Origin of the sequence: Bradyrhizobium sp. AZCC 1719, assembly GCF_036924525.1 — a bacterium.
GTDB lineage: Bacteria > Pseudomonadota > Alphaproteobacteria > Rhizobiales > Xanthobacteraceae > Bradyrhizobium.
Window position 1 is genome coordinate 2,871,620 of record NZ_JAZHRU010000001.1, and the last position, 23,091, is coordinate 2,894,710.

At 62.5% G+C, this 23,091-nt stretch carries 21 protein-coding genes; 10 read left to right on the forward strand and 11 right to left on the reverse strand.

Annotated features, from left to right (window positions below):
• The first annotated feature begins 271 nt into the window (after nucleotides 1-271).
• Both trhA and V1292_RS13620 read left to right on the forward strand, forming a co-directional pair.
• Complete coding sequence (trhA, locus tag V1292_RS13615) at nucleotides 272-970, forward strand: PAQR family membrane homeostasis protein TrhA (protein ID WP_334373152.1); 699 nt, start codon at nucleotides 272-274, stop codon at nucleotides 968-970.
• A 25-nt stretch (nucleotides 971-995) separates the two neighbouring features.
• A complete protein-coding gene (locus V1292_RS13620) occupies nucleotides 996-1,790 on the forward strand; it encodes an SDR family oxidoreductase (protein WP_334373154.1) in 795 nt (264 codons plus the stop codon).
• A gap of 138 nt (nucleotides 1,791-1,928) precedes the next feature.
• Here the strand turns inward: V1292_RS13620 and V1292_RS13625 are convergent, their stop codons facing one another.
• The 5 genes from V1292_RS13625 to V1292_RS13645 all read right to left on the reverse strand — a co-directional run bounded on the left by V1292_RS13625 (nucleotide 1,929) and on the right by V1292_RS13645 (nucleotide 7,567).
• Entirely contained in the window at nucleotides 1,929-2,363 is a 435-nt protein-coding gene (locus V1292_RS13625; protein WP_334373155.1) for a hypothetical protein, read from the reverse strand.
• A gap of 299 nt (nucleotides 2,364-2,662) precedes the next feature.
• Nucleotides 2,663-4,291: a benzoylformate decarboxylase gene (mdlC, locus tag V1292_RS13630; RefSeq protein ID WP_334373156.1), complete on the reverse strand. Its 1,629-nt coding sequence runs from the start codon at nucleotides 4,289-4,291 to the stop codon at nucleotides 2,663-2,665.
• Between the two features lie 121 nt (nucleotides 4,292-4,412).
• Nucleotides 4,413-5,264 (reverse strand): FAS1-like dehydratase domain-containing protein, encoded by an 852-nt coding sequence (locus tag V1292_RS13635; protein WP_334373157.1) that lies wholly within the window; start codon nucleotides 5,262-5,264, stop codon nucleotides 4,413-4,415.
• On the reverse strand, nucleotides 5,261-6,391 hold the full coding sequence (locus V1292_RS13640) for a CaiB/BaiF CoA transferase family protein (protein WP_334373159.1): 1,131 nt from the start codon (nucleotides 6,389-6,391) through the stop codon (nucleotides 5,261-5,263). Before V1292_RS13640 ends, V1292_RS13635 begins: the two co-directional genes overlap by 4 nt.
• Nucleotides 6,392-6,400: 9 nt before the next feature.
• Nucleotides 6,401-7,567: an acyl-CoA dehydrogenase family protein gene (locus V1292_RS13645; protein ID WP_334373161.1), complete on the reverse strand. Its 1,167-nt coding sequence runs from the start codon at nucleotides 7,565-7,567 to the stop codon at nucleotides 6,401-6,403.
• Between the two features lie 128 nt (nucleotides 7,568-7,695).
• Here V1292_RS13645 and V1292_RS13650 point away from each other — a divergent pair, with 128 nt between their 5' ends.
• The 5 genes from V1292_RS13650 (at nucleotide 7,696) to V1292_RS13670 (ending at nucleotide 13,507) form a co-directional block, all read left to right on the forward strand.
• Nucleotides 7,696-8,619, forward strand: a complete 924-nt coding sequence (locus tag V1292_RS13650; protein ID WP_334373163.1) for a LysR substrate-binding domain-containing protein — start codon at nucleotides 7,696-7,698, stop codon at nucleotides 8,617-8,619.
• Between the two features lie 626 nt (nucleotides 8,620-9,245).
• Nucleotides 9,246-9,419, forward strand: a complete 174-nt coding sequence (locus V1292_RS13655) for a hypothetical protein (RefSeq protein ID WP_334373165.1) — start codon at nucleotides 9,246-9,248, stop codon at nucleotides 9,417-9,419.
• The gene (locus V1292_RS13660) at nucleotides 9,416-10,459 is read left to right on the forward strand and encodes a patatin-like phospholipase family protein (RefSeq protein WP_334373166.1); all 1,044 of its coding nucleotides are present in this window, start codon (nucleotides 9,416-9,418) and stop codon (nucleotides 10,457-10,459) included. The genes V1292_RS13655 and V1292_RS13660 overlap by 4 nt, the downstream gene beginning before the upstream one ends.
• Nucleotides 10,460-10,472: 13 nt before the next feature.
• Entirely contained in the window at nucleotides 10,473-11,927 is a 1,455-nt protein-coding gene (locus V1292_RS13665; protein ID WP_334377039.1) for a GntP family permease, read from the forward strand.
• Between the two features lie 359 nt (nucleotides 11,928-12,286).
• A complete protein-coding gene (locus V1292_RS13670; protein ID WP_334373167.1) occupies nucleotides 12,287-13,507 on the forward strand; it encodes an ABC transporter substrate-binding protein in 1,221 nt (406 codons plus the stop codon).
• 44 nt (nucleotides 13,508-13,551) lie between these two features.
• On the opposite strand, the gene V1292_RS13675 is transcribed toward V1292_RS13670, so the two are convergent.
• Nucleotides 13,552-14,268 (reverse strand): dihydrofolate reductase family protein, encoded by a 717-nt coding sequence (locus V1292_RS13675; protein ID WP_334373168.1) that lies wholly within the window; start codon nucleotides 14,266-14,268, stop codon nucleotides 13,552-13,554.
• Between the two features lie 365 nt (nucleotides 14,269-14,633).
• Between V1292_RS13675 and V1292_RS13680 the strand changes: the two genes are divergently transcribed.
• Nucleotides 14,634-15,365 (forward strand): hemerythrin domain-containing protein, encoded by a 732-nt coding sequence (locus V1292_RS13680; protein ID WP_334373170.1) that lies wholly within the window; start codon nucleotides 14,634-14,636, stop codon nucleotides 15,363-15,365.
• Nucleotides 15,366-15,541: 176 nt separating this feature from the next.
• Nucleotides 15,542-16,246, forward strand: coding sequence for an alpha/beta fold hydrolase (locus V1292_RS13685; protein WP_334373172.1), 705 nt, complete (start codon nucleotides 15,542-15,544; stop codon nucleotides 16,244-16,246).
• A gap of 32 nt (nucleotides 16,247-16,278) precedes the next feature.
• On the opposite strand, the gene V1292_RS13690 is transcribed toward V1292_RS13685, so the two are convergent.
• Together V1292_RS13690 and V1292_RS13695 are read right to left on the reverse strand one after the other, a co-directional pair.
• A complete protein-coding gene (locus V1292_RS13690; RefSeq protein ID WP_334373173.1) occupies nucleotides 16,279-17,067 on the reverse strand; it encodes an SRPBCC family protein in 789 nt (262 codons plus the stop codon).
• Between the two features lie 11 nt (nucleotides 17,068-17,078).
• Nucleotides 17,079-17,666, reverse strand: coding sequence for a helix-turn-helix domain-containing protein (locus V1292_RS13695; protein WP_334373175.1), 588 nt, complete (start codon nucleotides 17,664-17,666; stop codon nucleotides 17,079-17,081).
• Between the two features lie 292 nt (nucleotides 17,667-17,958).
• Between V1292_RS13695 and V1292_RS13700 the strand changes: the two genes are divergently transcribed.
• Nucleotides 17,959-18,348: a hypothetical protein gene (locus tag V1292_RS13700; protein ID WP_334373177.1), complete on the forward strand. Its 390-nt coding sequence runs from the start codon at nucleotides 17,959-17,961 to the stop codon at nucleotides 18,346-18,348.
• A gap of 139 nt (nucleotides 18,349-18,487) precedes the next feature.
• Here the strand turns inward: V1292_RS13700 and V1292_RS13705 are convergent, their stop codons facing one another.
• From V1292_RS13705 to V1292_RS13715, 3 genes are all read right to left on the reverse strand, one after another.
• The gene (locus V1292_RS13705; protein ID WP_334377040.1) at nucleotides 18,488-19,963 is read right to left on the reverse strand and encodes an FAD-dependent monooxygenase; all 1,476 of its coding nucleotides are present in this window, start codon (nucleotides 19,961-19,963) and stop codon (nucleotides 18,488-18,490) included.
• Between the two features lie 321 nt (nucleotides 19,964-20,284).
• Nucleotides 20,285-21,559, reverse strand: a complete 1,275-nt coding sequence (locus V1292_RS13710) for a cytochrome P450 (protein ID WP_334373179.1) — start codon at nucleotides 21,557-21,559, stop codon at nucleotides 20,285-20,287.
• A gap of 43 nt (nucleotides 21,560-21,602) precedes the next feature.
• A complete protein-coding gene (locus tag V1292_RS13715) occupies nucleotides 21,603-22,874 on the reverse strand; it encodes a cytochrome P450 (RefSeq protein WP_334373181.1) in 1,272 nt (423 codons plus the stop codon).
• Nucleotides 22,875-23,091: the final 217 nt, after the last annotated feature.

Sequence of the window (23,091 nt, forward strand, 5' to 3'; positions counted from 1 at the left end):
GGGGCGGAAAGCTCGAGAGAGGCGTTGGTGTGCAATTACCGGAGAAGTGGCGATTGGCGGGCCGAAATCAAGCGCTTGTGATCGCCTGACGAGGGAATCCCCTCGGGATATCCGGCGGTTACCGGCTGCACGAAAATGCCACGGCGACGGGATACTGGCATCCTTCGCGAACCGCATGGCGACGGCATTGGAGCCGGCGGCGTGAACGGTTCGTTGACCTCGGAAGACCCATATATCCTAATCGCTCCCTCACCACTTTCTGCGGACCTGCATGACCATCTTCAGACTGAAACAAATCGCCTCGACATCCATCCATGCAGCGGCTGGCGCCATGCACTGGAATTACGACCGCGCCGAGCTGATCGCCGATGGCGTCGTGCATATCGTCGGCGTCTGTTTCGGGCTCATCGCCGCCACCGCCCTGATCGTGCTGACGGCGGTATATGCCGGTGCGTTCGAGATTACCGTGGTGTCCGTCTACGTCACAGGCCTGCTCGCGATGCTGACATTGTCGGCGGTCTATAATCTCTGGCCGGTGTCGCACGCCAAATGGGTGCTGCGCCGCTTCGATCATTCGGCGATCTATCTCTTGATCGCCGCGACCTATACCCCGTTCATCGTGGAGCTGAGGGACAGCTATCTCGCGATCGCGCTGCTGACCGGCGTGTGGTGCATCGCGATCGCCGGTGTGGTGTTGAAGCTGGCGCTGCCGGGGCGATACGATCGTTTGGCGGTCGGCCTTTATCTCGCCTTGGGCTGGAGCGGCGTCACGCTTTACGACGCCGTGGTGAAGGCGGTGCCGCCGCTGGCGCTGGGCTTTTTGGTGGCGGGCGGCGTGCTCTATAGCCTTGGGGTGATCTTCCATTCCTGGCAGCGGTTGCGCTTCCAGAACGCGATCTGGCACGGCTTCGTCTTGCTCGGCGCGGCCTGCCATTATACGGCTATTCTCGATATGATGATCCTGACGTAGGATCATCATAAACGGGAGAGCGGCCATGCAGGTGACGGGCAAAGTCGTGGTTGTCACCGGCGGCGGCAACGGCATCGGGAAGGCGATGTGCGAGGCCTTTCATCGTGCAGGCGCCGCCAAGGTCGTTGTCGCCGATATCGATCCCGATGGCGCGCGAGCTGTCGCCACTCCGATCGGTGGGGCGGCCTTCAAATGCGATGTCGGAAAAGAGAAGGACGTTCATCACGTCATCGAGGAGACCGAGCATCAATTCGGCCCGATTGCGCTGTTCTGCTCCAATGCCGGCATCGGCGGCGGTTTCGATCCCTTGTCGGTGAACGCCGGCGGAAACTCGGATGAGCCGTGGCAGCGAAGCTGGGCCGTTCATGTGATGGCCCATGTCTATGCGGCGCGCCATTTGATTCCGCGCATGAAAGCGCGCGGCGGCGGCTATTTCCTCAACACGATCTCGGCGGCGGGACTATTGTCGCAGGTCGGCAGCCCGGCCTATTCGACCACCAAGCATGCCGCCGTCGGCTTTGCCGAGAATCTCGCGATCTCGCACAAGGCCGACAACATCAAGGTTTCGATCCTGTGCCCGCAGGGCGTCGACACCAACATGCTGCGCTCGATTCCGAAGGGCCCGCAATCCGGCGACGGCGATCTCTCGCCGGAGCAGGTAGCGCAGGACGTGTTGAAAGGACTGGAAGAGGAAACCTTCGTGATCCTGCCGCACCCGCAGGTGCTCGGCTACATGCGCAAGAAGACCGAAAACTACGACCGCTGGATCGCGGGCATGGCGAAGATCCAGGCGAAGATGCGGGAAGCTTACGGGAAATGAGCTGAGGGGCACACGGACCTCTTCCCCGTCATTGCGAGCGAAGCGAAGCAATCCATGGCTCAACACGCGGAGGCATGGATTGCTTCGTCGCGTTGCTCCTCGCAATGACGGAGGAGAGAATTTCGCATTACTCCTCTGCTACTGGCACCTGTGCATCCGGCCGTCCTCCAGGCGGACCATTGTTCCGGGCTGGCAGATTATGCCGTTGCGCGCCGCGTAGTCCTGGCTCCATACGCCCGGCCCACCGTAATAGCCGTAGGGACTGCCGCCGCCTTGGTAGGCATAGGAATCGTTACCGCCGTAGTAGGCATAGGGGCCGCCGCTACCGTAATAGGCGGCAGTCGCTCCGGCTGCAGCAGCGCCGGCGCCCACGGCAGCCGCGCCGGCCGCGGCCCGCCGCGCCTGCCGCCGGGTAACGCCCGGCGCCGGGGTCAACGGATCAACTGTCTGTGCCTGCGCGCGCTCGATCGATAGCGAAGCGCCCCTTTGCTCGCTCCAATCAAACGAGAGCATGGTCGCGCATGTGAAGACGGAGACCGCGAGGGCAGCTTTTCTGAGGCTTGGTTGTTTCATGGCGTTCACTCCATGGTTGCCCCATGCCGAACCCTCGTGCGAACGTAGAACAACGTCAAGTAAACGTCGCGTGTGGAACTCGCGGGCGAATTGTCGAGCCTTATGAGGGGATGAGCTGGTATGCCAGGCTAGAGAGGCTCAGCGAGCGTTTGCTTCACCTCTCCCGCTTGCGGGGGAGGTCGCATCGCATCGAAAGATGCGATGCGGGTGGGGGCTCTCTCCACACGAACAGTTTGACTCGCGGAGACACCCCCACCCCGACCCTCCCCCGCAAGCGGGAGAGGGAGCCCAGCCTTGCCTCACCGCTTCTGCGCGTAGAGCAGGGGAACGGCGGAATCGACCATCACTTCGATCAGGCTGGGGCCGGCATGCGAGAGGCCGTAGCTGAGCGCGCCCGCGAGTTCGGATGATTTCGTCACTCGCACGGCGTGGCAGCCCATGCCTTCCGCGAGTTTCACGAAATCGATGCCGGGCAGCTCGAGCCCCGGCACATTGCGCACCTGCATGACCTGGCTGAACGAGCGCATCGCGCCGTAGCCGGCGTTGTTGATGACCACGACGGTGAGCGGCAACCTGCGCTGCGCCGCGGTCCACAACGCCTGGATCGAATACATCGCCGAGCCGTCGCCGATCAGGCAGACGGTACGGACGCCGGGGCGTCCGAGCGCGATGCCGACCGCGGCAGGCAGGCTGTAGCCGAGGCCGCCGCTCGCCATGGTGTAAAAACTGTCCTGGCCGCGCATCGGCATGAACTTTTGCATCGCCGGGCGGTGCGAGGGCGCTTCCTCCACCAGTGCTGCATTGTCGGGCATGGCTTGCGAGAGCTGATACAGCAGGAATTCCACCGGAAGCGGGTCGGCCGCCGCTGGCGCCGGCGGCAACACGCGGCCCGCCGGCATCGCGCGCGCAGTTTCGGGCAGCAGGTCGAGCAACATCGAAAGCGCCGGCTTCATGGTCGCGACGATGCTGGCGCCCGCCGGCGTGACCGCGGCGGCATCCGGATCGTCGGTGATCTGGACGATCGTGGTGGCGCCATCGAAGATCGGGGCATGGCCCTCGACATGGAAGGTGAACACCGGCGCGCCGATCACGACCACGAGGTCATGCTCGCGCAGCGCGTCCGATAGCTGTCCCGGCGAGGCGTGCAGGAAGCCGGCGAACTGCGGATGACGTTCCGGAAAGGAGCAGCGCGCCGAGAACGGGCTGACCCAGACGGCAGCCTTCGCCTTCTCCGCGACCTTCACCATGAGATCGACGGCTTCGGCGCGGTCGACGGCGGGGCCGACCACGAGGGCAGGGCGCTTGCTGGCTGCGAGCGCTGTGGCCAGCGCTCTCATCGCTTGCGGATCGGGCCCGAGCTCGCGGCTGACGTGGCGGGCCTCGACCGGTTGGGTCGGGCGTGTCCAGTCGTCGATCGGGATCGAAACGAAGGTCGGTCCGCAGGGCGGTTGCATCGCGACGTAATAGGCGCGCGCGATCGCGGCCGGCACATCTTCGGCGCGCGCCGGCTCGACGCTGTATTTGACGTAGGGGCGCGGAAATTCCGAGGCGCGCTCGGCATAGAGGAAAGCCTGCAGCGGCAGGATCGAGCGCGCCTGCTGGCCGGCGGTGATGACGAGCGGCGTCTGGTTGCGATGGGCGGTGTAGATATTGCCGAGCGCATTGCCGACGCCGGCGCCGGAATGCAGATTGACGAAGCCGGCATTGCGGGTCGCCTGCGCATAACCATCGGCCATGCCGACGACGGAGGCCTCCTGCAGGCCGAGCACGTAGTCGATGTCGTCTGGCCAGTCGCTGAGGAAGGGCAGTTCGGTGGAGCCGGGATTGCCGAACACGCGCTTGATGCCGAACGCGCGCAGCAGGCCGAAGGTGGCATCCTTGACGGTGACGGCAGCAGTGGCGGGTTTGGCTGGTTTACGGAACGACATCACGCGACTCCGAGAGCTAACTGCTTACTCCGTCATTCCGGGGCGATGCGAAGCATCGAACCCGGAATCTCGAGATTCCGGGTCTGGTGCTAGCGCACCAGCCCGGAATGACGGTGAATTATCACCACACAGCCGTGCCCTTCATCGTCGGCTGTCCCTCCGCGTTCGCGATCCACAGCTCCATGCCGGCGCTGGTTTCGTTGGCGTTGATGGAGAACTCGCCGCCTTCGAACAGCGGCTGCACGCCGCGATAGCTGAACTTCTTCGGCGCGCTGTCGCCGTGAAGTTTTGCCGCGAATTCGATGATCAGCCCAGCCTGCAAGGGGCCGTGGAAGATCAGGCCCGGATAGCCCTCGACCTTGGTGACGTAGTCGCGATCGTAATGAATGCGGTGGCCGTTGAAGGTCAGCGCCGAATAGCGAAACAGCAGCACGGGATCGCTGACATGGGTTTCGCGATGCCGTGCGACCGGTGGCGGAGGGGCTTTCGGCGGCGAAGCGGGGGCAGCGCTCCCCATGTCGCGATAGACGATGTCCTGCCGTTCGCGGATGGCAACTCCGCGCGGCGTCGTGATGGTGTGTTCGACGGAAACGAAGCACAGCACGCCCGTCGAGCCCGTCTTCATCGTCACGTCTGAAATGCGCGACGTGCGCGTCGATTCATCGCCGACGCGCAAGGGCTCGAGAAATTCGATTTCGCCGCCGGCCCACATCCGGCGCGGCAGCGGCACCGGCGGCAGGAAGCCGCCGCGGGTCGGATGGCCGTCGGGGCCGAGCTGCGACATCGGAAATACCGGCTGCGCCAGGCACCAATGCGTGGTCCACGGCGCGGCATCGCCGGGCTTCGGGTCGCCGATGTCCTGGAACAGGGTTGCGCGCAGGCCCTTCACGAGTTGTGCGGTGACGATGTCTGACGCTTCCGCGCTGCGGCCGATCCATTGGCGCAAATGATCGAGGTTGAGAGCGTCTGTCATGACTGGCGGCTCCTGATACGGGGAGCTTTGGGAAGCTCGACGTGGTCGCCGATGGCCGGCACCGCGCCATAGTGCCTGGGCTCGTCGACGAAGATCGCTGCGGGGGCGGCGTAACTCACCTTGCCGTTCGGCGTGTCGACCTCGATGCGGCGCAGATGCGGATGCACCGAGAGGTCGGCCATGGTGTTGACCTCGGCGAAGGCGATGTCGGCGGCGTCGAGGCGCTTCAGCAGATCGAGGCGCATCATCGTCGCAAAACTGTCGGCGACCACCTTGTCGGTGAGCTGGCGGTTACGCACGCGCTCGACCATGTTGGCAAAGCGCGGATCATCGGGCAGGTCGGGCTGATCCAGGACTTCCGCGCAGAGCTTCTTCCATTCGCGCTCGCTCTGGATCGAAATCAGAATGCCCTTGCCGTCCCTGGAATTGAACACGCCATAGGGCGCGATCGAGGGATGGGCCAGCGCCATCCGCTTCGGCGGATTGCCGGCTTCCGAATTGATCAGCGGCACCGCCATCCAGTCCGCCATCACGTCGAACATCGAGATCCGGATATCGGCGCCCCGGCCCGTGCGTCCCCGCGCGATCAGCGCCTCGAGGATCGCGGCATGCGCGGTGGCGCCGGTCGCGATATCGACGACGGAAATGCCGACGCGCGACGGGCCCTCGGGGCCGCCGGTGATCGAGGCAAGTCCGCTCTCGGCCTGGATCAGGAGATCGTAGGCCTTGCGGTCGGCATAGGGGCCCTCGTCGCCATAGCCGGAGATGGTGCAGCAGATCAGCGCCGGATAATCCTTCTTGAGGCGATCCAGCGAGAAGCCGAGCTTGTCCATCGATCCAGGCTTGAGGTTCTGCAGCAGCACGTCGGCGCTCGCGATCAGCTCCTCGAGTTGAGCGCGGCCTTCCTTGGTGGCGAGGTCGATCACTTGCGAATTCTTGCCGCGGTTGAGCCAGACGAAATAGCTGCTCTGTCCCTTGGCGGCGGCGTCATAGCCGCGGGCGAAATCGCCCTCGGGCCGTTCGACCTTGACGACATGCGCGCCGGCGTCCGCAAGCCGCGAGCTGCAGAACGGGGCTGCAACCGCCTGTTCGACGGAGACGACGATCAATCCTTCCAATGGCAGCATCTGACGTTCTCAGTAGGAGCGGGGCATGCCGAGCACGTGCTCGGCGACGTAGGACAGGATCAGATTGGTCGAGATCGGCGCGACTTGATAGAGCCGCGTTTCGCGGAACTTGCGCTCGACGTCGTATTCTTCCGCAAAGCCGAAGCCGCCATGGGTCTGCACGCAGGCGTTCGCTGCTTCCCACGACGCATCCGCCGCCAGCATCTTGGCCATGTTGGCCTCGGCGCCGCAGTCGAGCCCGGCCTCATATTTGCGGGTGGCTTCCTTCACCATCAGCTCGGCCGCGCGCATCGCGGCGTAGGCTTTTGCAATCGGAAACTGAATGCCCTGGTTCTGCCCAATCGGACGGCCGAATACGGCGCGCTCCTTGGCATAGGCGGTGGCTTTTGCAATGAACCATTTGGCGTCACCGATGCATTCGGCGGCGATCAAAATGCGCTCGGCGTTCATGCCGGAGAGGATGTAGCGAAAACCCTTGCCCTCGTCGCCGATCAGGTTTTCGGCCGGCACCCGCATATCCGTGAAGAACACTTCGGTCGTGGCGTGGTTCATCATGGTGCGGATCGGGCGGATCTCCAGCCCCTTGCCCTTGACCTCGCGCATGTCGACGATGAACACCGAAAGACCATCGGTGCGCTTCTTCGCCTGCTCCTTCGGCGTGGTGCGCGCGAGCAGGATCATCAGGTCGGAATGTTCGGCGCGGCTGGTCCAGATCTTCTGGCCGTTGACGATGTAGTGGTCGCCGTCACGCTTGGCGACGGTCTTCAGCGAGGAGGTGTCGGTGCCGCTGGTCGGCTCGGTGACGCCGAACGCCTGCAACCGCAATTTGCCGCTGGCGATCCCGGGCAGGTATTTCGCCTTCTGCGCGTCGTTGCCGTGCCGCAGCACGGTTCCCATCGTGTACATCTGGGCGTGGCAGCCGCCGCCGTTGCAGCCGGCGCGCTGGATCTCTTCCAGGATCGCGGCCGCGGCCGACAGTTTTAGCCCGGAGCCGCCATATTCCTCGGGGATCAGCACCGAGAGGTAGCCGGCCTCGGTCAGCGCATCGACGAACTCCTTCGGATACGCCATCTGACGGTCGAGCTTGCGCCAGTATTCTCCGGGGAACTGGGCGCAGAGCTTGGCGACGGCGTCGCGGATGTCGTGGAATTCGTCTTGTTGTTCTTGTGCGGTCATTGGGTTTTCTGGCGATGGATGCGGGTTGATGTCAATTGCTTAAGGGTGCGGATCGTTGTGAAACGACGGCTGGGCACCTATGCTGAATCGTTATAGCCTATGAACCTGCCTTCGAAGATTGGCAAGCAATGGATATCCGGCAGCTCAGGACCTTCAGTTGCGTGGCGGAGCTCGGCAGCCTCAGCAAGGCCTCCGATACGCTGCGGGTCGCCCAGCCGGCGCTGAGCCGCCAGATCAAGCTGCTCGAGCATGAATTGCGGGCCGAGCTGTTCACGCGGAACGGCCGCGGCATGGTGCTGACCGACGCCGGCCGGCTGCTGCTGGCGCGCACCGCCGGCATCGTCCGGCAGATCGACCAGGTGCGCGACGAGATCCAGTCCGCCGGCGGCCCGCCGTCGGGCCGCGTGGTGCTCGGGCTGGTGCCGACCGTGAGCTGCGTGATTTCGGCGCGGCTCGCGCGGCGCACCGTCGACAAATATCCGGGCATCTCGCTCTGCATCGTCGAAAGCTACAGCGGCCATCTGACGGAATGGCTGCACCGCGGCGAGATGGACCTGGCGCTGATCTACGGGCCGTCGAGCGACCTGCATCTTTCCGTGCGAAGCCTCGGCCGCGATCCCATCGTCGCCGTCGGGCCGCGCGGCAGCGGGTTGTCCGAGAAGAAGCTGGTCGATCTCGGCTGGCTGCTGAAGCAGCGCCTCGTGCTGCCCAGTCATTCGCACGGGCTCCGCGCGCTGATCGAGCAGGCGGCGGCGAAGAAGAAGCTGAAGCTCGAGGTCAAGCTTGAAGCGGACTCGTTCCGCGTGCTGACCAGCCTTGTCGAGGAAGGGCTGGGGTACACGCTGCTGCCGCCGTCCTCGGTGCGCCAGGAAGTAGCCGGCGGCCGGCTGGAAACCGCGGCGATAGCAAAACCGTCGCCGATGCGCGAACTGACGCTTGCCTCTCCCATCGATCATCCCGGCTCGACTGCGATTGCGCTAGTCACCGAATTGCTCCGCGACGAACTGATCGCCTGCCGCGAAGAGGGCCGCTGGGACATCAAGCTCGCCTGAGCCGATGCGAGGGCCTTAAGCACTGGCTTAGAACAAAACGGCCGGCTGCGGCATTCTCATCTGGCTACTTCTGTCATGCCGCAATTGTATAGGGCAGGCAGCCTGCTGGCACTAACCGGACATTCCCCGGACGGGATGCGCGAGCGGCCGACAGTCGGTCCGGACTGAAATGCGCAAAGGTGTACCAATCGGCCGTAAAACTACGGGACCGACTGCCAGCGAAGTTTTAAACGATAATTAGCTGGTCGCTGCTACCTTGAGCCCATGAAGGCAATCGTCGCCGCATCAGTTTGTTGCATTGTTTTCTCGTTGGCAGACCGCGTTCTCTTCGGTGGTCGGCTCGTCGAAGCTTTGCCTCTGTTTGTGAAAGCTGTCGCAAAGGGCTTTTTCGGCTGATACATCGCAACCACACACGTCAGTCCGTTGCCTCCACGATGTTGGACGACTGCGAGGCATAGTAGGCCGCCGCCTGCTCGGTCGCGAAGGCAGTCAATGGCAAGGGTTGGATCGGCGCACACCCGCGCCCCTTTGGCAGAAATCGCTATTGTGGCCGGTACCCCACCTTCGCTATCTTAGCGTGTCTTTCGCAGACTAAAGTCGGATCGGTTTTCGCATTGGAGACCGCCGTGACAAGTAGTTCTGATTTTCTGCAAAGTCTTCGAGCTGGAACTGGTGTGGCGCCACTGCGCGCAATCATCGCCGGAATCGCCGAGCTCATCGGCGCCTTACAAATCAACGCGCGGGATTTGTTCTTCTTCCGGGCCTTGTCTGGCGTGCTCTACACCTGGAGAGCCGCGTGACACCAGAGACGACAAATGAGACGGCGCGGGAGCCGGTCCTGATCGACCTCGCGTTGCAGGGCGGCGGTTCGCACGGCGCGTTCACCTGGGGCGTCCTCGACCGCCTGCTGGAGGAGCCGTGGCTGAAAATCGAGGGGATCTCCGGCACCTCGGCCGGTGCCATGAATGCCGCCGTGCTGGCTTGTGGATGGACAAATGGCGGCGCCACCAGCGCAAGGGAAGCGCTTGCCGCCTATTGGGAGCGCGTGTCGCGCGCGTCGGCGTTCAGTCCATTGCAACGCTCGCCGCTGGATCGTCTCATGGGCCGCTGGACCCTTGACACGTCACCCGCCTACATCGCGTTCGATCTGATGTCGCGAATGCTCTCTCCCTATGATCTGAACCCGCTCGGCCTCAATCCGCTACGCGCCATCCTTGCAGAAAGCATCGACTTCGATCGCCTGAAGCAAGCTCCCATGAAGCTGTTCGTTACCGCAACGAGTGTGCGCACCGGCCGCGGCCGGATCTTCCGCAATGGCGAAATCACCCCCGACGTGTTGCTCGCCTCGGCCTGCCTGCCAACGATGTTCCAGGCGATCGAGATCGATGGCGAGCTTTACTGGGATGGGGGCTATGTCGGCAATCCCACCATCACGCCGCTGGTTCGAGAGACCGACGGACAAGACACGATCCTGGTGCAAATTAATCCGCGCGAGCGGACCGACCAGCTGCGCTCCGCAGCCGAGATACTTAATCGCCTCAACGAAATTTCCTTCAATTCACCGCTCATGAAGGAGCTGCGCATGATTGCGCTGCTGCGCCAGGTTGCCGATGCCGGCAGTGGCGAAGGCGCGCGTTGGGCCCGGATGCGGACGCACAGCATCAAGAGCGATCGGCTCGCGGAGTATGGCGCCTCATCGAAGCTGAACGCAGAGAAGAGGTTCATCGCGCTGCTCAAGGAGGAGGGACGCCGCTGCGCCGACGAGTTCCTTTCACGGCATGGCGATGATCTTGGCCGGCGTTCCACCGCCGACCTGGATGTGCTGTTGGCGGAGTGCTGAGCCGATGACGCTGATCGGACTTGCCGGCATTCTTGGCGGGCTCGCTGTTTTGATCGCATTCGCGTTCCGCGGCTGGAGCGTGCTGCTGCTGGCGCCAATCGCCGCACTTGTTGCCGTCCTGTTTTCCCGCGAGCCCCTTCTTGCGCACTGGACCCTGACCTTCATGGGCAGCGCTGCTGAATTTCTCGCGCGCTTCTTCCCATTGTTTCTGCTTGGCGCGGTGTTTGGCAAGCTGATGGAAGACAGCGGCTCCGTTACATCAATTGCGACCTTCGTCACCCAGCGCCTGGGACCGCAGCGGGCGATGCTGGCCGTCGTGCTCGCCGGCGCGCTCGTCACCTATGGGGGCGTCAGCCTGTTCGTCGCTTTTTTCGTCCTGGCGCCCATGGCGCAAGAGCTGTTTCGCACCGCAAATATTCCGCGTCGACTGATGCCTGCGGCCATCGTGCTGGGCACCTCGACCTTCACCATGTCGGCGCTGCCCGGCACGCCGTCGATCCAGAATGCGATCCCGATGCCGTTCTTCGGCACGACGCCGTTTGCCGCACCAGGGCTCGGCATCCTGGCGTCGCTGATCATGCTTGGCTTCGGCCTGTGGTGGCTCGGTCGGGAGGAGAGGGCGGCAAAGAGGACCGGCGAAGGCTTTGGCGGCGGCGCACCGCTGTCGGCTGAGCGTCTTGCAAGCGACGAGAAACTGCGGGAGCGGGCCACCACGGCGCGCGAGTTCGATCCGGCGGAAATCTTGCATGGCAAGCAAACCGACACACCACCGCCAATCACACTTGCCGCCTTGCCGCTTGTCGTGGTTGTCGCGGTCAATTTTGCGATGTCGCTGTTCATCCTCCCCGCACTCGACACGCGCTATTTGGCGGAGCCTCGGTTCGGCGGCGCCTCGCTAGCCGACCTGGGCGGCGTATGGGCTGTTATCACCGCCCTCGCTTGCGCCATCGTCACAGTGATCGCAGTTACGCACCGACGCGTGCCGGATCTGCGCGCAACCATCGACGCGGGCGCCAATGCCGCCGTGCTGCCGGTGATGAGCGTTGCGAGCCTGGTCGGATTCGGAGCGGTGGTGGCGGCGATGCCTGCGTTCTCAATGGTACGCGATGCGGTTCTCGGTATCGGCGGCGGCCCCTTGGTATCGCTGGCGGTGGCCACCAACCTGCTTGCCGCTCTGACCGGGTCGGCATCCGGCGGGCTGACGATCGCACTGGACGCGCTTGGCGCGACCTACCTGGAACGCGCGACTTCGATCGGGCTCGATCCAGGTCTCTTGCATCGCGTGGCCGTGATCGGATCGGGCACGCTCGATAGTTTGCCGCATAATGGCGCAGTGGTTACGCTGCTCGCGGTCTGCGGCTCGACACACCGCGAGAGCTATCGTGACATCGTCATTGTCGGAATCATTGGCGCCGTGATTGCGCTTGTTGCGGTGATCGCAGTCGGCTCAATGGTGGGATCGTTCTGAGCGGGCTTGAATGTGCCGGCGGCCAAAAATTGGAAGCGCCCGATGCGCAAATTTAGCAAATGAGACGTGCTGATCTTCGTCGTATGCCTCCTGAGAGGGAACCGCGCTCACTGGACCAGGAATGGCCTATATGATTCAACTCAAGCAACGGATTTTGCCGAGCAGTCCGCCCAGCGCCGCTGTTCCTGTCATCGCTTTGTTCGCAGGCAAGTGATTGAAATGACCGCTTATGGCAATTGCGACCCTCGCGGAGCCTCATAAGATGTCCGAGCAGCCGGTCCCGGGAGCTGGCTGGTAGATCAAGCGATTAATTCAGCAGACTCGAAATCTGACGCCCTGTCTCAGGTGGAGTTCCTGCCATGAACACGTTCCTTCGGACTCTGCTGGCGATTGTTGTAGCCGTTGCCTCGCTGGGCGCAATTTCCGAACGCCTGCGCCCGGAGGGGGTGACCGATGACGAAATCCGCATCGGCAATCTCATGCCCTATAGCGGGAGCCTAGAGATCTTCGGGGCGATAGGCAGGGCCGAAGCGGCCTATTTCGAGATGCTCAACCAGCGCGGTGGCATCAACGGACGCAAGGTGCGCTTCATCTCCTACGACGATAAATCCGATCCTGCTTCCGCCCTTAGCCTCACGCGCAATCTCGTCGAAGAGGACAAGGTGCTTTTGATGTTCGGCTCGTTCGGAACGCCGGGCAATTTTGCGGTCCGCAAATATCTCAACGAACGGCAAATTCCCCAACTGTTCGTTGCTTCCGGTGACGACCATCTGAGCGATCCTTCGCTGTTTCCATGGACCATGGGCTGGCAGCCCTCGTTCCGGGAGGAGGGACGCATCTATGCCAACTACATTCAGGCGTTCTATCCGGGCAAGCGGATCGTCGTTCTCTGGCAGAATGATCATTTCGGCCGGGAGGTTATCAAGGGTATGGAGGACGGCCTCGGTCCCGTCGCGCGGATGATCAGGGTCGGTATCGCCTATGATCTCAGGGATGAACATCTGGATACGCATGTATCGATCCTGAAGCGATCGGGCGCCGAAATTCTCGTGTTCGCAGGGGTGCCCGAAAACGCCGCGAAAGTCATCCGCCTGGCGGCGAGCCTCGATTGGCGTCCGGTGTTCATCATGAATCAGATGGCCTCCTCAATCGGGACCGGGCTGAAACCCGCAGGTCTCGAGAACGCGGTGGGCGTGACGACCGCTGCCTATCTGAAGGACGCCAACGACCCGGCCTGGAGGGACGAACAGTCTGGCGCCGACTGGCAGTCGTTCCTGGAAAACTATCGTCGCGCCGGCGGCCAGGACGAAAGCGCCGCCATGTTCGGCTATGCAGCCGCCGAGACTCTGGCGCAGGTGCTCAGGCAGTGCGGCGATGATCTGTCGCGTGAGAACGTCATGAAACAGGCCGCGGCGCTGAAGAATTATCAGAGCCCCGTTCTGCTGCCCGGCATCAAGATCAGCACCGGCCCCTGGAATTTCCGGCCGATCAAGCACATGCGGCTCGTTCAGTTCGACGGCCGCACCTGGCAGCCGATCGGTGACGTCCTCGAAACTGCGTTTGCCAGCACGGACAATTAGCAAGCGCTCACGATCCTCGGCGCCTCTCTCGAGTCAGAAATGGTTCAACTGGGTGCGCGCTCTACGGCGTGACGCAGCCAGACCATTCCACCTTCGAGCTTTTCGCAGTGTGTCAGCCGGAGCGCCTGCCCGGCACCAGGCCGGTCACCCTCTGGGCCGTGATAGTCGATAATGCCCTGTGTTCCGGCGACGCCGTCGACGGCGGGAAAAATCAATGTGCTGAATTCGTCGATCAGCTTGTGCTTGAGGAACGCGCCATTGATGCTGCCGCCGCCTTCAAGAAGCAGCTTCTTCACGCCGAAGATCGAGCCGATGCGCTCCATTGCGCCGGCCAGATCATCGCCCTTCGGGCCGGAAAATACATAGGACACGCCGTCCATGCGCAGTTCTGCAAGATGGCTGTCAGAGACCTGCTCGCCGAGAACGGCCACGGCGTGATCGCCGCCCACGTTATCTTTGCCGTAATGTACGCGCCCCAATGGATCGATACCGATAGCGAGCTTTCGGCCATTGCGATTGCCGAGATAGGCCTCGCGCGCAACCTTCGGCGCGTTGGCGATAGCCCGTTCGGAGCCTTTGGCCATTTCGCTCATGGTTTTGCGGCCAACGATCCATCCATCGGCCTCAAAGCTCTCGTGCACCTTTTCATAGTGTCCGCGCAGGACAGTGGACGAGATGCCCGCTGCGGCCGATGTAAAGCGGCTGGGATGAAGGCGGCCGTCGATGGACGTGCCCATGTGGCAGATAATGAAGGGTCGCATGAACAGGTACTCGCAAGGTTGTCTAATTGGGCGTTAGATGTGAGATATTCCTTCGAATATGTGTCGCCAAACCGGCTCTCCTAACTTGGTGAAAGACGCTCGATGCGCAGGCGGAACTTGCCTCGCACCAGCAGTGGCCGCGGACCGTCATCGAGACGGCCGAGCCGGACGCCAGCGGCCCTGAGCGAATTGCGCGAAGCCAGCCGGCACGATCCGGATCACCGCGACGGAATACGTAGCGCAGTTTCGTAGTTGGAACGCGAGGTGCCGCCAGCCGTTAACGCGCAAGCTCCCGGACGGTCCGTGTCCGCGGTGGCCGACAGAAGATCTGCCGGCTACCGGCGGCTGTTGCCAAGGAGGCCGTGATGAAAACCATCATGCCAAGGAAGCGCGACTTGCTTCTGTATGGAAGCGCCGTGGCCGCGGCACTGGCGGCTCCTGCCGTGCTCACGGGACGGGCTTTGGCGGAAGAGAAGGGCGTCGGCGAGAAGCTGAAGAAGATCGTAACAGGCAAGAAAGAGGAGGTCACGCCTCCCGAGGATCTTATGCGGGAGCACGGGGTGCTGGATCGGGTGCTTCTGCTGTACGAAGCCGGGATCCGGAAGTTCTCTTCAAACGAGGATTTCGATCCGGCCCTGATCACGCAATCGGCCGAGATCATCCGGGACTTCATCAATAACTATCATGAGAAGTCCGAGGAGGAGCATGTTTTCCCGCGCTTCAGGGAGGCGGGGAAGCTGGTCACCCTGGTCGATTCCTTGCTGCGGCAGCACGAGGCGGGTCGGGGCGTCACCCAGGCGATCATCAGGCTGGCGCCGTCCAGCCGCGCCAATGCCGACGACCGCAAACAGCTCATTGCATCGATACAGTCATTCATCACGATGTATCGTCCGCACGCCGCACGCGAGGACACCGATCTCTTCCCGAAGCTGAAAGACGTGGTCTCCTCGAACGCGTACGACGCGATGGCCGAGGCGTTCGAGAAGAAGGAGCACGCACTGTTCGGAGCGGACGGTTTCGAGAAGATGGCGGCCCGGGTTGCTCAACTGGAACAACAGATGGGCATCCACGATCTCAATCAGTTCACGCCGCGATGAGTTGGAAGGAAGCACGCGCCGATCTCACGATGCGGCTGGGCTCGGTGGTCCGTTGCCGCGCTCATCCGGAGCGGCAATCGGCCGAGCAATAGACATTCGTTGGCCTTTCCAACTTGTGTCTTCGCAACGCTGGGATGTATCATAACGTAGTTCACAATTTTGGTTGCGGAACTCGTATGAGCCTCAATTTCGTTCTTGTACCCGGTCCATTGGTTCGGGCGTCGAGCTGGGAGCCTACAGCACAAGAGTTGCGAAAATCAGGACACGATGTTCAGACGCCAGATGTGCTCGACAACCGGCCGCCGGCTTGGCGTGATTGGACGTCCCACCTGCTCCAGCGCATCACCTCGTGCCACGAACCGATATTGGTCGGTCACAGCTCTGCAAGTGTGCTGGTCGCAGATCTAGCATGCAGGCTACCCTGCCGTAGCGTTGTGATCGTTGACGGAGAGGTGCCGCCATCGCGAGGCGCTGCCTCGCCCGTCCGGCCTGCTCTGCGGGATTTTATAAGAAGCATCGCAGCCAGCGACGGAACGCTTCCGATCTGGTCACGATGGTTCGCGGGCGATATCAAGCGCACATCCCTCGTTGGCCTGGACCTCCTGGCGAGAGACCCGATCGCCTTCGCGGAGTTCGAGCGTGGACTACCAAAGCTGTCGGTCGATTGGTTCGACGACACGATCGAACTTGCCGACTGGGACCACGTTGCGGCCGGGTTCATTCAATGCTCGCCCATTTACGATCACGCAACGTTGGAAGCGCAGCGCCGCGGATGGCCGGTCATAAGACTGCAAGGCACGCATCTGCATCCGACGCTGGAGCCGGTCGAGACCATGCTTGCCATCGTGTCGATGTCGCGCCAACTCGCTAACGCCGCTTAGTGGCTCGTCGGAATGACCGTCACCGTCAGCCGCTACGTCTGTGGTGGAAATTGACGATCAAGCCAGCGCCGCCAATCGGCCTCGACGTGATTGGCCACGGCGCGGCCTGCGTCGCCATAGAAGTAGAGACGGACCGTCAGCAAGGTGGCCGCTCCCATCGGCATGGCGAAGAGATGCGCGAGGGCGGGTGCCGGGTGATCTAGCAGCAATTGCACCAGCGGCCATTGCGGAGGACCGACGGCTTCCACGATACCGCGCAGCTCCGGCGTCCCGGCCGGTGTCGCAAAGCGTGCACCGGCGCTTGCGTCGGCCAGGCCGAGCGGACCGACCAGGCGGCCCCAGGCGTCGTTGTCGTTCGACATCGCGGAAAGCGCCACGATTGTCGACGCCTGGCCGCGAAACTTCTCCAAATAGCGCCGCAGGTTCCGGAAGAAGGCGATCCAGCCATAGGTGTGTCCTTCGAACTGGCCATCCCAATCGTCACTATCTGCGAACCAGCTATGCACGACCCGGACCACACAGGTGCCGCCGTCCTTGGCTTCGACGGTCCACTCGGTGGCCACCGTGAGCGGTCCTCCCTCCGATTCGGCGACGAAACGTCGTGCAGGCTCCCAAGCGGTGATCTTGGCCTCGGAATCCATTCCCGGACCAAAGCTCGATTTGGTATTGCCGCCGACTTTCTCGTCCAACGTCGTCGGCACAAACCACGAGGAGATGCCGGGACCTGTCGCGATCGCCTGCCACACCTCTTCGGGCGTGCCGGGGACCTCAACCTCGGCTTCGACGCTGCGACGGCCAGACGGTTCCTTCTTCACGGGCATGGTCTGTCCTTTCAGTGAGACGTTTGAGGCAAGGGATGAGATACGATCACCAATCGATGATTACGGCCTCCCGAAGCGCTGGCATCGTGGTAGCGGCCGACGAGTTCGGTGATGGTTTGTGTCAGCTCGCGCGTGAACGCGGCGCGGGCGGCGGGGGAGGCGAAGCGTATTTCTGTATCGATCGACAGGGTCGCAAGCTGCTTGTCGGCTTTCCGCGCACGTTTCCAGAGATCGCCGACTTCGCGAACGATCCGGGCGCCGAGTGCGATCAGATAGCTGGCCGCGAGCTGATCCTTGCTGCGCTTCGGATCGGCTGCGACCGCGCCCAACGCCTCTGGCGAAACAACGAACGACTTGGCCGATAACACCAATAGCCGCTCGGTCAATCCGCCCCACTGCCGTTCGTCCGCGACTTCGACCAAGCGGCAGGCTTCGAGCGCGCGCAAATGATAGTTCACCTTCTGACGCGGCAGTCCCAGGCGCGTCGCCAGGATCGCCGCTGACGCGGGCTCTGCGAGTTCGGCCAGCAACGCGCTTCGGATAGGGTCAAGGGCCGCAACTGCGACCGCCGGATCGCTGATCACTTCGATATCGATCATGGCAGTAACGTACATTGACAAATTTTTTTGTCAATGGCCGCATCGCGGCAGTTGCGTTCGGTCGCAGTTCCTACCCGACGCGACCGTGCACTCTCATCCGAATGGAGTTATCGAACCGCGCAAGCGAGATGGCGATGCTCTTCCTTGCGCAAAAGGGAATCGAACGCCGTCGGCGGCGATGTCCGCGTTCGCGCGTCGCGCAGACACGGATAGGGCAGGGCCAAGCTCCGCTTGTGACCCGCGCCAGAAGTCATCCACTTAATCCAATGTTATTAATCGGTATGGGAGGTTGATGGAAATAGGAACCTACAACCTAACTGGCCCTGCAGCCTCTTGTGAACTATTTGGGACACTGGCGGCAGCCCAGCTGCGCACAGCGGCGGTTAAGAAACAGGGATGTATTTTGGAATACTTCGTAATCTTGTTTCACTTAGCAGCCATCATTATCGCTGCTGTCTTTCTGGTAACCGGCATCAAAAATCGGGCATTCAGCCCGTGGCTGGTGTTCTTCGTCGGGCTGATTGTACATGCGGGACCATCCCTTTTTCTGCTTGGCACGTATTCTGGCGGCATAGGCTATATCGTTGCATTCTTCGCTGCGCCCTTGGCAGGAGTTGGAGCTATTCTATGGATCATCGTTGCATCATGTATTGCACTCCTGATCCGGAGCCGGGACGATTAAGTGAGGTCGTCGAGAATAGATGCTGAATGTCTGCTGGCCCTAAGCCGACATTGCGGGTGAGCCAGACGATGTCAGCGTTCGATTCAGCGGTGGACATGGGCTGGTTAGCTCCGCGATCCGCGAGAGGCCGCGGCAAAACCTATGCAGCTACGCTGCGGGGCGGTCCGAACCAGGTCGTTAGCGCGTCAGCGAGCCCGAGCTCAGCTTGCTCTCCAACCCAGGCGACATATCCGTCGGGCCTGATCAACACGGCGGTGGGAGCAGCGACCACGCCGATTGCCGGCAACTCCCACGCGCCAGCATATTCAGCGCGGATGAGCTGGACCCGATCCGCCCACGGCGTGATGTCGAGGCGGCCGGGATGACCGAGGTCGAGCAGCACGGGGCGGGCGCCGTGCAGCAGCGTGAATACCCGCAGCGGGCCGTTGGCGGTGATCAGGTCGAGGTCGGGCATGCGGCGTCCGAGCAGCGGATGTCCCTCGCCGAGATCGTAGTGGACGTCCAGACCGGACATCATCGCGGCGAACCGTTTGCGGGGCTCGTCCATGCCGAGGAGTTCGGACATGGTGTCCTGCAACGCCTTCACGCGGTCGTCCGGGCGACGCATCAGCGCGACTTGCGCCATCGTGTTGCGCAGCACGCGGGCACCGACCGGGTGGCGCTCGGCGTGATAAGTATCCAGCAGGCTTTCCGGTGACGTCTGCTTGACCACCTGAGCCAGCTTCCATCCCAAATTCACGGCGTCCTGCACACCGATATTGAGGCCTTGTCCGCCTGCGGGGTAGTGCACGTGTGCGGCGTCGCCGGCCAGCAGCACGCGTCCCCGACGATAGGACGCCGCCTGGCGGGTCATGTCGGTGAATCTGGAGATCGAGGTCGGACTGTGGATGCCATAGTCGGTCCCGAAGACAGCGATGAGCGCTTCGCTGAGATCGCGCAAGGTGGGTTCGCCGGTGGATCCCAGGTGCTGCTCGGTAACCATGACCCGGACCGGCCCACCATCCTCCATCCTGCTCAGACCATGAAGGCCGCGGGCGTCGTGGCGGATGCCCCATTCCGGCTCCTTGGCAATCTCGACCTCGGCGATCAGGTGGCTGGTCGTCGGATCCCAGCCGGGGAAGTCGATGCCGGCTGCTTTGCGGATCAGGCTGCGTCCGCCGTCGCACCCGACGAGATATTTCGCGCGCAGCGACTGGACGTCGGACAGCGCGATCTCGACGCCAGTGTCGTCCTGCGCGAAATCCGTCACCTCACGTCCGCGATAGATCGGCACCGCCAGCTCGTCGACCCAGCCGGCGAGTATGCGCTCGATATGGTTCTGCCACAGCGCGAGCCCGTAATTGTGCCGGGTGGGGAAGTCGCTGATGTCCAATCGGATCAGGGCGAAGCCTGCGACCTGGGCCGCCTGTCCTTGCGAGAGAAACCGGTCGGCGATGCCGCGCTGATCGAGAACCTCGATGGTGCGTGCGTGCAGGCCGCCCGCGCGCGAGCCGACGAGCTCCTGGTCAGGGCGCCGCTCGACGATGGCGACGTCGATATCAGCCAACGCCAACTCGCCGGCCAACATCAGCCCTGTCGGGCCTCCGCCGACGATGACCACCGCATGCTCGGTCATCGCGACGCTCCGGTCGTTTCCGCGGCTGCGATCAACCCGGCCCTGCGCGATCGGCACGTCGACAGCAAATGCACTCATTTCGTGACCCCCGTAGGTTGTGGCTTCGGTCGGCGGTTCTACGGGATGACCGGGGTCTTGAAGCAAGCCCCTTGCGCGCTACATATTGAAGTGGGGAAGACGGGTGTTCTGCTTTCCGGATATTTCCGGAAGACACGGCCAGCAGTGCCTGATCCACGATCATCAGGTTCGAATGTGGACGCCGCCTTTGGGCGGCTTTTTCTTTTGCGGCCTGTAGTGATCAGACGGGGTTGCGCGCGCCGCTCACCCCGGAATGCGCACCGGCAACTGCTCGATGCCGCGCACAAAGCTCGAATAGACCCGCTTCGGCTCGCCGACCACCTCGATGCGGTCGAAACGCCTCAGCATTTCTTCCCATACGATCTTGAGCTGCAGCTCGGCAAGGCGCATGCCGACGCAGCGGTGGATGCCGAAACCGAACGACAGATGGGTGCGGGGGCGGGCGCGGTCGATGATGAATTCATCGGGCCGCTCGATGCCTTCCTCGTCGCGGTTGCCCGAGACGTACCACATCACGACGCGGTCGCCCTTTTTGATCTTCTTGCCGCCGATCTCGGTATCGACCAGAGCGGTGCGGCGCATATGGGCGAGCGGCGTCTGCCAGCGGATCACTTCCGGCACCATGGAATCGATCAGCGCCGGATTGTCGCGCAGCTTCTGATATTGGTCGGGGTGCTCGTTCAGCGCCAGCACCGAGCCGCTCATGGTGTTGCGGGTGGTGTCGTTGCCGCCAACGATCAAGAGGATGATGTTGCCCATCAGATTGTCGGGGTCCATGTGCCGCGTCGCGTCGCTGTGCGCCATCATCGACAGCAAATCGTTCTTCGGCGGCGCGTTGACGCGCTCGTTCCAGAGTTTTGAGAAATAGGCGTAGCATTCGTCCATCTCGCGGCGTCGCTGCTCGGGCGATTCCACCACGCCGCTCTTGGGCAGCGCGGTCGAGACGTCGGACCAGCGCGTCAGCTTGCGCCGCTCCTCCCAGGGGAAATCGAACAGCGTCGCCAGCATCTGCGTGGTCAGTTCGATCGAGACGCGCTCGACGAAGTTGAAGGTCTCGTTGCGCGGCAAATCGTCCAGCACCTTTTGCGAGCGCTCGCGGATCAGTTTTGCCAGCTCGTCCAGATGCGTCGGCGTGAACATCGGCGACACCGTCTTGCGCTGCGCCGAGTGCCTGGGCTGGTCCATCGCGATGAAGCTCGGATAGTCGTAGCCGGGCGGCACGTCGCGGATCGAGATGCCGCCGAGCGTGGAGTCGGAGGAGAAGATGCCGTGATTGGTGTCGACATGCATGATGTCGTTGTACTTGGTCACCGACCAATAGGGCTCGATCGGCGAATTCTCGCAGTAGTGAACCGGCTCTTCCTTGCGCAGCCGCTCGAACCACGGCCACAACGTGTCGTTCTGGAAAAGCTTTGGCGCACCGGGATGAAAGTCCTTCAGCGGCGTCGAATAGGCCTCCTCGCGCGCGGCGCGCAGCAGCTCTTTTTTGTCGGCTCTGATGGCAGTTTGAACGTTCATGGTTCGATCATCCCGGGTGAGCGTGAGCTGAGCGTGAGCGCAGCTAGGCGGCGATGCGGACCGGCAGGGTCTCGTAGCCCTTGACGAAACTCGAATATACCCGCTTCGGTTCGCCGATCACTTCAATATTATCGTACCGCTTGAGGATTTCTTCCCAGATAATCTTCAGTTGCAATTCCGCCAGCCTGATCCCGACGCAACGGTGGATACCGAAACCAAAGGAAAGGTGGGTGCGGGGGCGGGCGCGGTCGATGATGAACTCGTAGGGACGCTCGATCACGTCCTCGTCGCGGTTGCCCGAGACGTACCACATCACGACCTTGTCGCCCTTCCTGATCTGACGCCCGCGGAACTCGATGTCTTCGAGCGCGGTGCGGCGCATATGCGCCAGCGGCGTCTGCCAGCGGATCACTTCGGGGACGAAGCTGTCGATCATATCAGGGTTGTCGCGGAGCTTCCGATATTGATCCGGATTCTTGTTCAGCGCATAGACGCTGCCGGACAGCGTGTTGCGGGTGGTGTCGTTGCCGCCGACAATCAGCAGGATCAGATTGCCGAGGAAATTCTTCGGGTCCATGTCGCGGGTGGCGTCGCTGTGCGCCATCATCGACAACAAATCGCTCTTCGGCGGCTGGTTGATGCGCTCCTTCCAGAGTCTTGCGAAATAGGTCGCGCATTCCAGCAGCTCGGCTTGCCGCTGGTCCTCGGTCTCCACGAGGCCGCCATGATGCGGAATCGTGGTTGCGATATCGGACCAGCGCGTCAGCTTGCGGCGGTCCTCCCAGGGGAAGTCGAACAATACGGCGAGCATCTGCGTGGTGAGCTCGATCGAGACTTGATCGACCCAGTCGAACGTTTCGTTCTTCGGGAGATTGTCGAGGCATTCGGCGGAGCGCTTGCGGATGTTGATCGCGAGCTGGTCGAGATGCGTCGGCGTGAACATCGGCGCCACCGTCTTGCGCTGTGCGCTGTGGCGCGGCTGGTCCATCGCGATGAAACTTTCGCGGCGCAGGTCCGGCGCGACGTCGCGAATGGTGATGCCGCCGAGCGACGACGCCGACGAGAACACCGCGTGATTTGTTTCGACGTCCATGATGTCGTTGTACCTGGTTATCGACCAGTACGGGCCGAACATGCTGTCCCTGCAGTAATGCACCGGGTCTTCCCGACGGAGCCGGTCGAAATACGGCCAGAATGAATCGTTCTGGAACAGCTCGGGATTGCCGACATCGAAATCGGCCAGCGGCATCGACTGTGCCGTGTCGCGCGCGGCGCGCAGATGAGAATCTCCGGCGAGATCGATGGTTCCGTGCATGAGCCGCTCTCCCTGATTCCCCGTGCGAAGCGTGCCGAACGGGTGATGTTTTACCCTATTACATCCCGAGCCGTGCCCCGGCGCAAGGGTGAGTTGGGCGCATTTGGCCGCAGCGCAGTGCCGGTTCGATCTTGGGCGGCGCGCGCGTATTTCGCCGCGTGACAAGCGTAGGCCCGGGTACTAAGTCTGTTTGAAACACGTTTAATTCGCCGGGAGG

Excerpts from the sequence above, each read along its gene's own strand:
- V1292_RS13680 (WP_334373170.1), top strand. The coding sequence starts at position 14,634 with ATGAAAACCATCATGCCAAGGAAGCGCGACTTGCTTCTGTATGGAAGC.
- V1292_RS13620 (WP_334373154.1), top strand. The coding sequence starts at position 996 with ATGCAGGTGACGGGCAAAGTCGTGGTTGTCACCGGCGGCGGCAACGGC.
- V1292_RS13685 (WP_334373172.1), top strand. The coding sequence starts at position 15,542 with ATGAGCCTCAATTTCGTTCTTGTACCCGGTCCATTGGTTCGGGCGTCG.
- V1292_RS13715 (WP_334373181.1), bottom strand. The coding sequence starts at position 22,874 with ATGCACGGAACCATCGATCTCGCCGGAGATTCTCATCTGCGCGCCGCG.
- V1292_RS13675 (WP_334373168.1), bottom strand. The coding sequence starts at position 14,268 with ATGCGACCCTTCATTATCTGCCACATGGGCACGTCCATCGACGGCCGC.
- V1292_RS13645 (WP_334373161.1), bottom strand. The coding sequence starts at position 7,567 with ATGACCGCACAAGAACAACAAGACGAATTCCACGACATCCGCGACGCC.
- V1292_RS13700 (WP_334373177.1), top strand. The coding sequence starts at position 17,959 with ATGGAAATAGGAACCTACAACCTAACTGGCCCTGCAGCCTCTTGTGAA.
- V1292_RS13705 (WP_334377040.1), bottom strand. The coding sequence starts at position 19,963 with ATGACCGAGCATGCGGTGGTCATCGTCGGCGGAGGCCCGACAGGGCTG.
- V1292_RS13635 (WP_334373157.1), bottom strand. The coding sequence starts at position 5,264 with ATGACAGACGCTCTCAACCTCGATCATTTGCGCCAATGGATCGGCCGC.
- V1292_RS13695 (WP_334373175.1), bottom strand. The coding sequence starts at position 17,666 with ATGATCGATATCGAAGTGATCAGCGATCCGGCGGTCGCAGTTGCGGCC.
- V1292_RS13690 (WP_334373173.1), bottom strand. The coding sequence starts at position 17,067 with ATGCCCGTGAAGAAGGAACCGTCTGGCCGTCGCAGCGTCGAAGCCGAG.
- V1292_RS13640 (WP_334373159.1), bottom strand. The coding sequence starts at position 6,391 with ATGCTGCCATTGGAAGGATTGATCGTCGTCTCCGTCGAACAGGCGGTT.
- trhA (WP_334373152.1), top strand. The coding sequence starts at position 272 with ATGACCATCTTCAGACTGAAACAAATCGCCTCGACATCCATCCATGCA.
- V1292_RS13670 (WP_334373167.1), top strand. The coding sequence starts at position 12,287 with ATGAACACGTTCCTTCGGACTCTGCTGGCGATTGTTGTAGCCGTTGCC.
- V1292_RS13650 (WP_334373163.1), top strand. The coding sequence starts at position 7,696 with ATGGATATCCGGCAGCTCAGGACCTTCAGTTGCGTGGCGGAGCTCGGC.
- V1292_RS13625 (WP_334373155.1), bottom strand. The coding sequence starts at position 2,363 with ATGAAACAACCAAGCCTCAGAAAAGCTGCCCTCGCGGTCTCCGTCTTC.
- V1292_RS13710 (WP_334373179.1), bottom strand. The coding sequence starts at position 21,559 with ATGAACGTTCAAACTGCCATCAGAGCCGACAAAAAAGAGCTGCTGCGC.
- mdlC (WP_334373156.1), bottom strand. The coding sequence starts at position 4,291 with ATGTCGTTCCGTAAACCAGCCAAACCCGCCACTGCTGCCGTCACCGTC.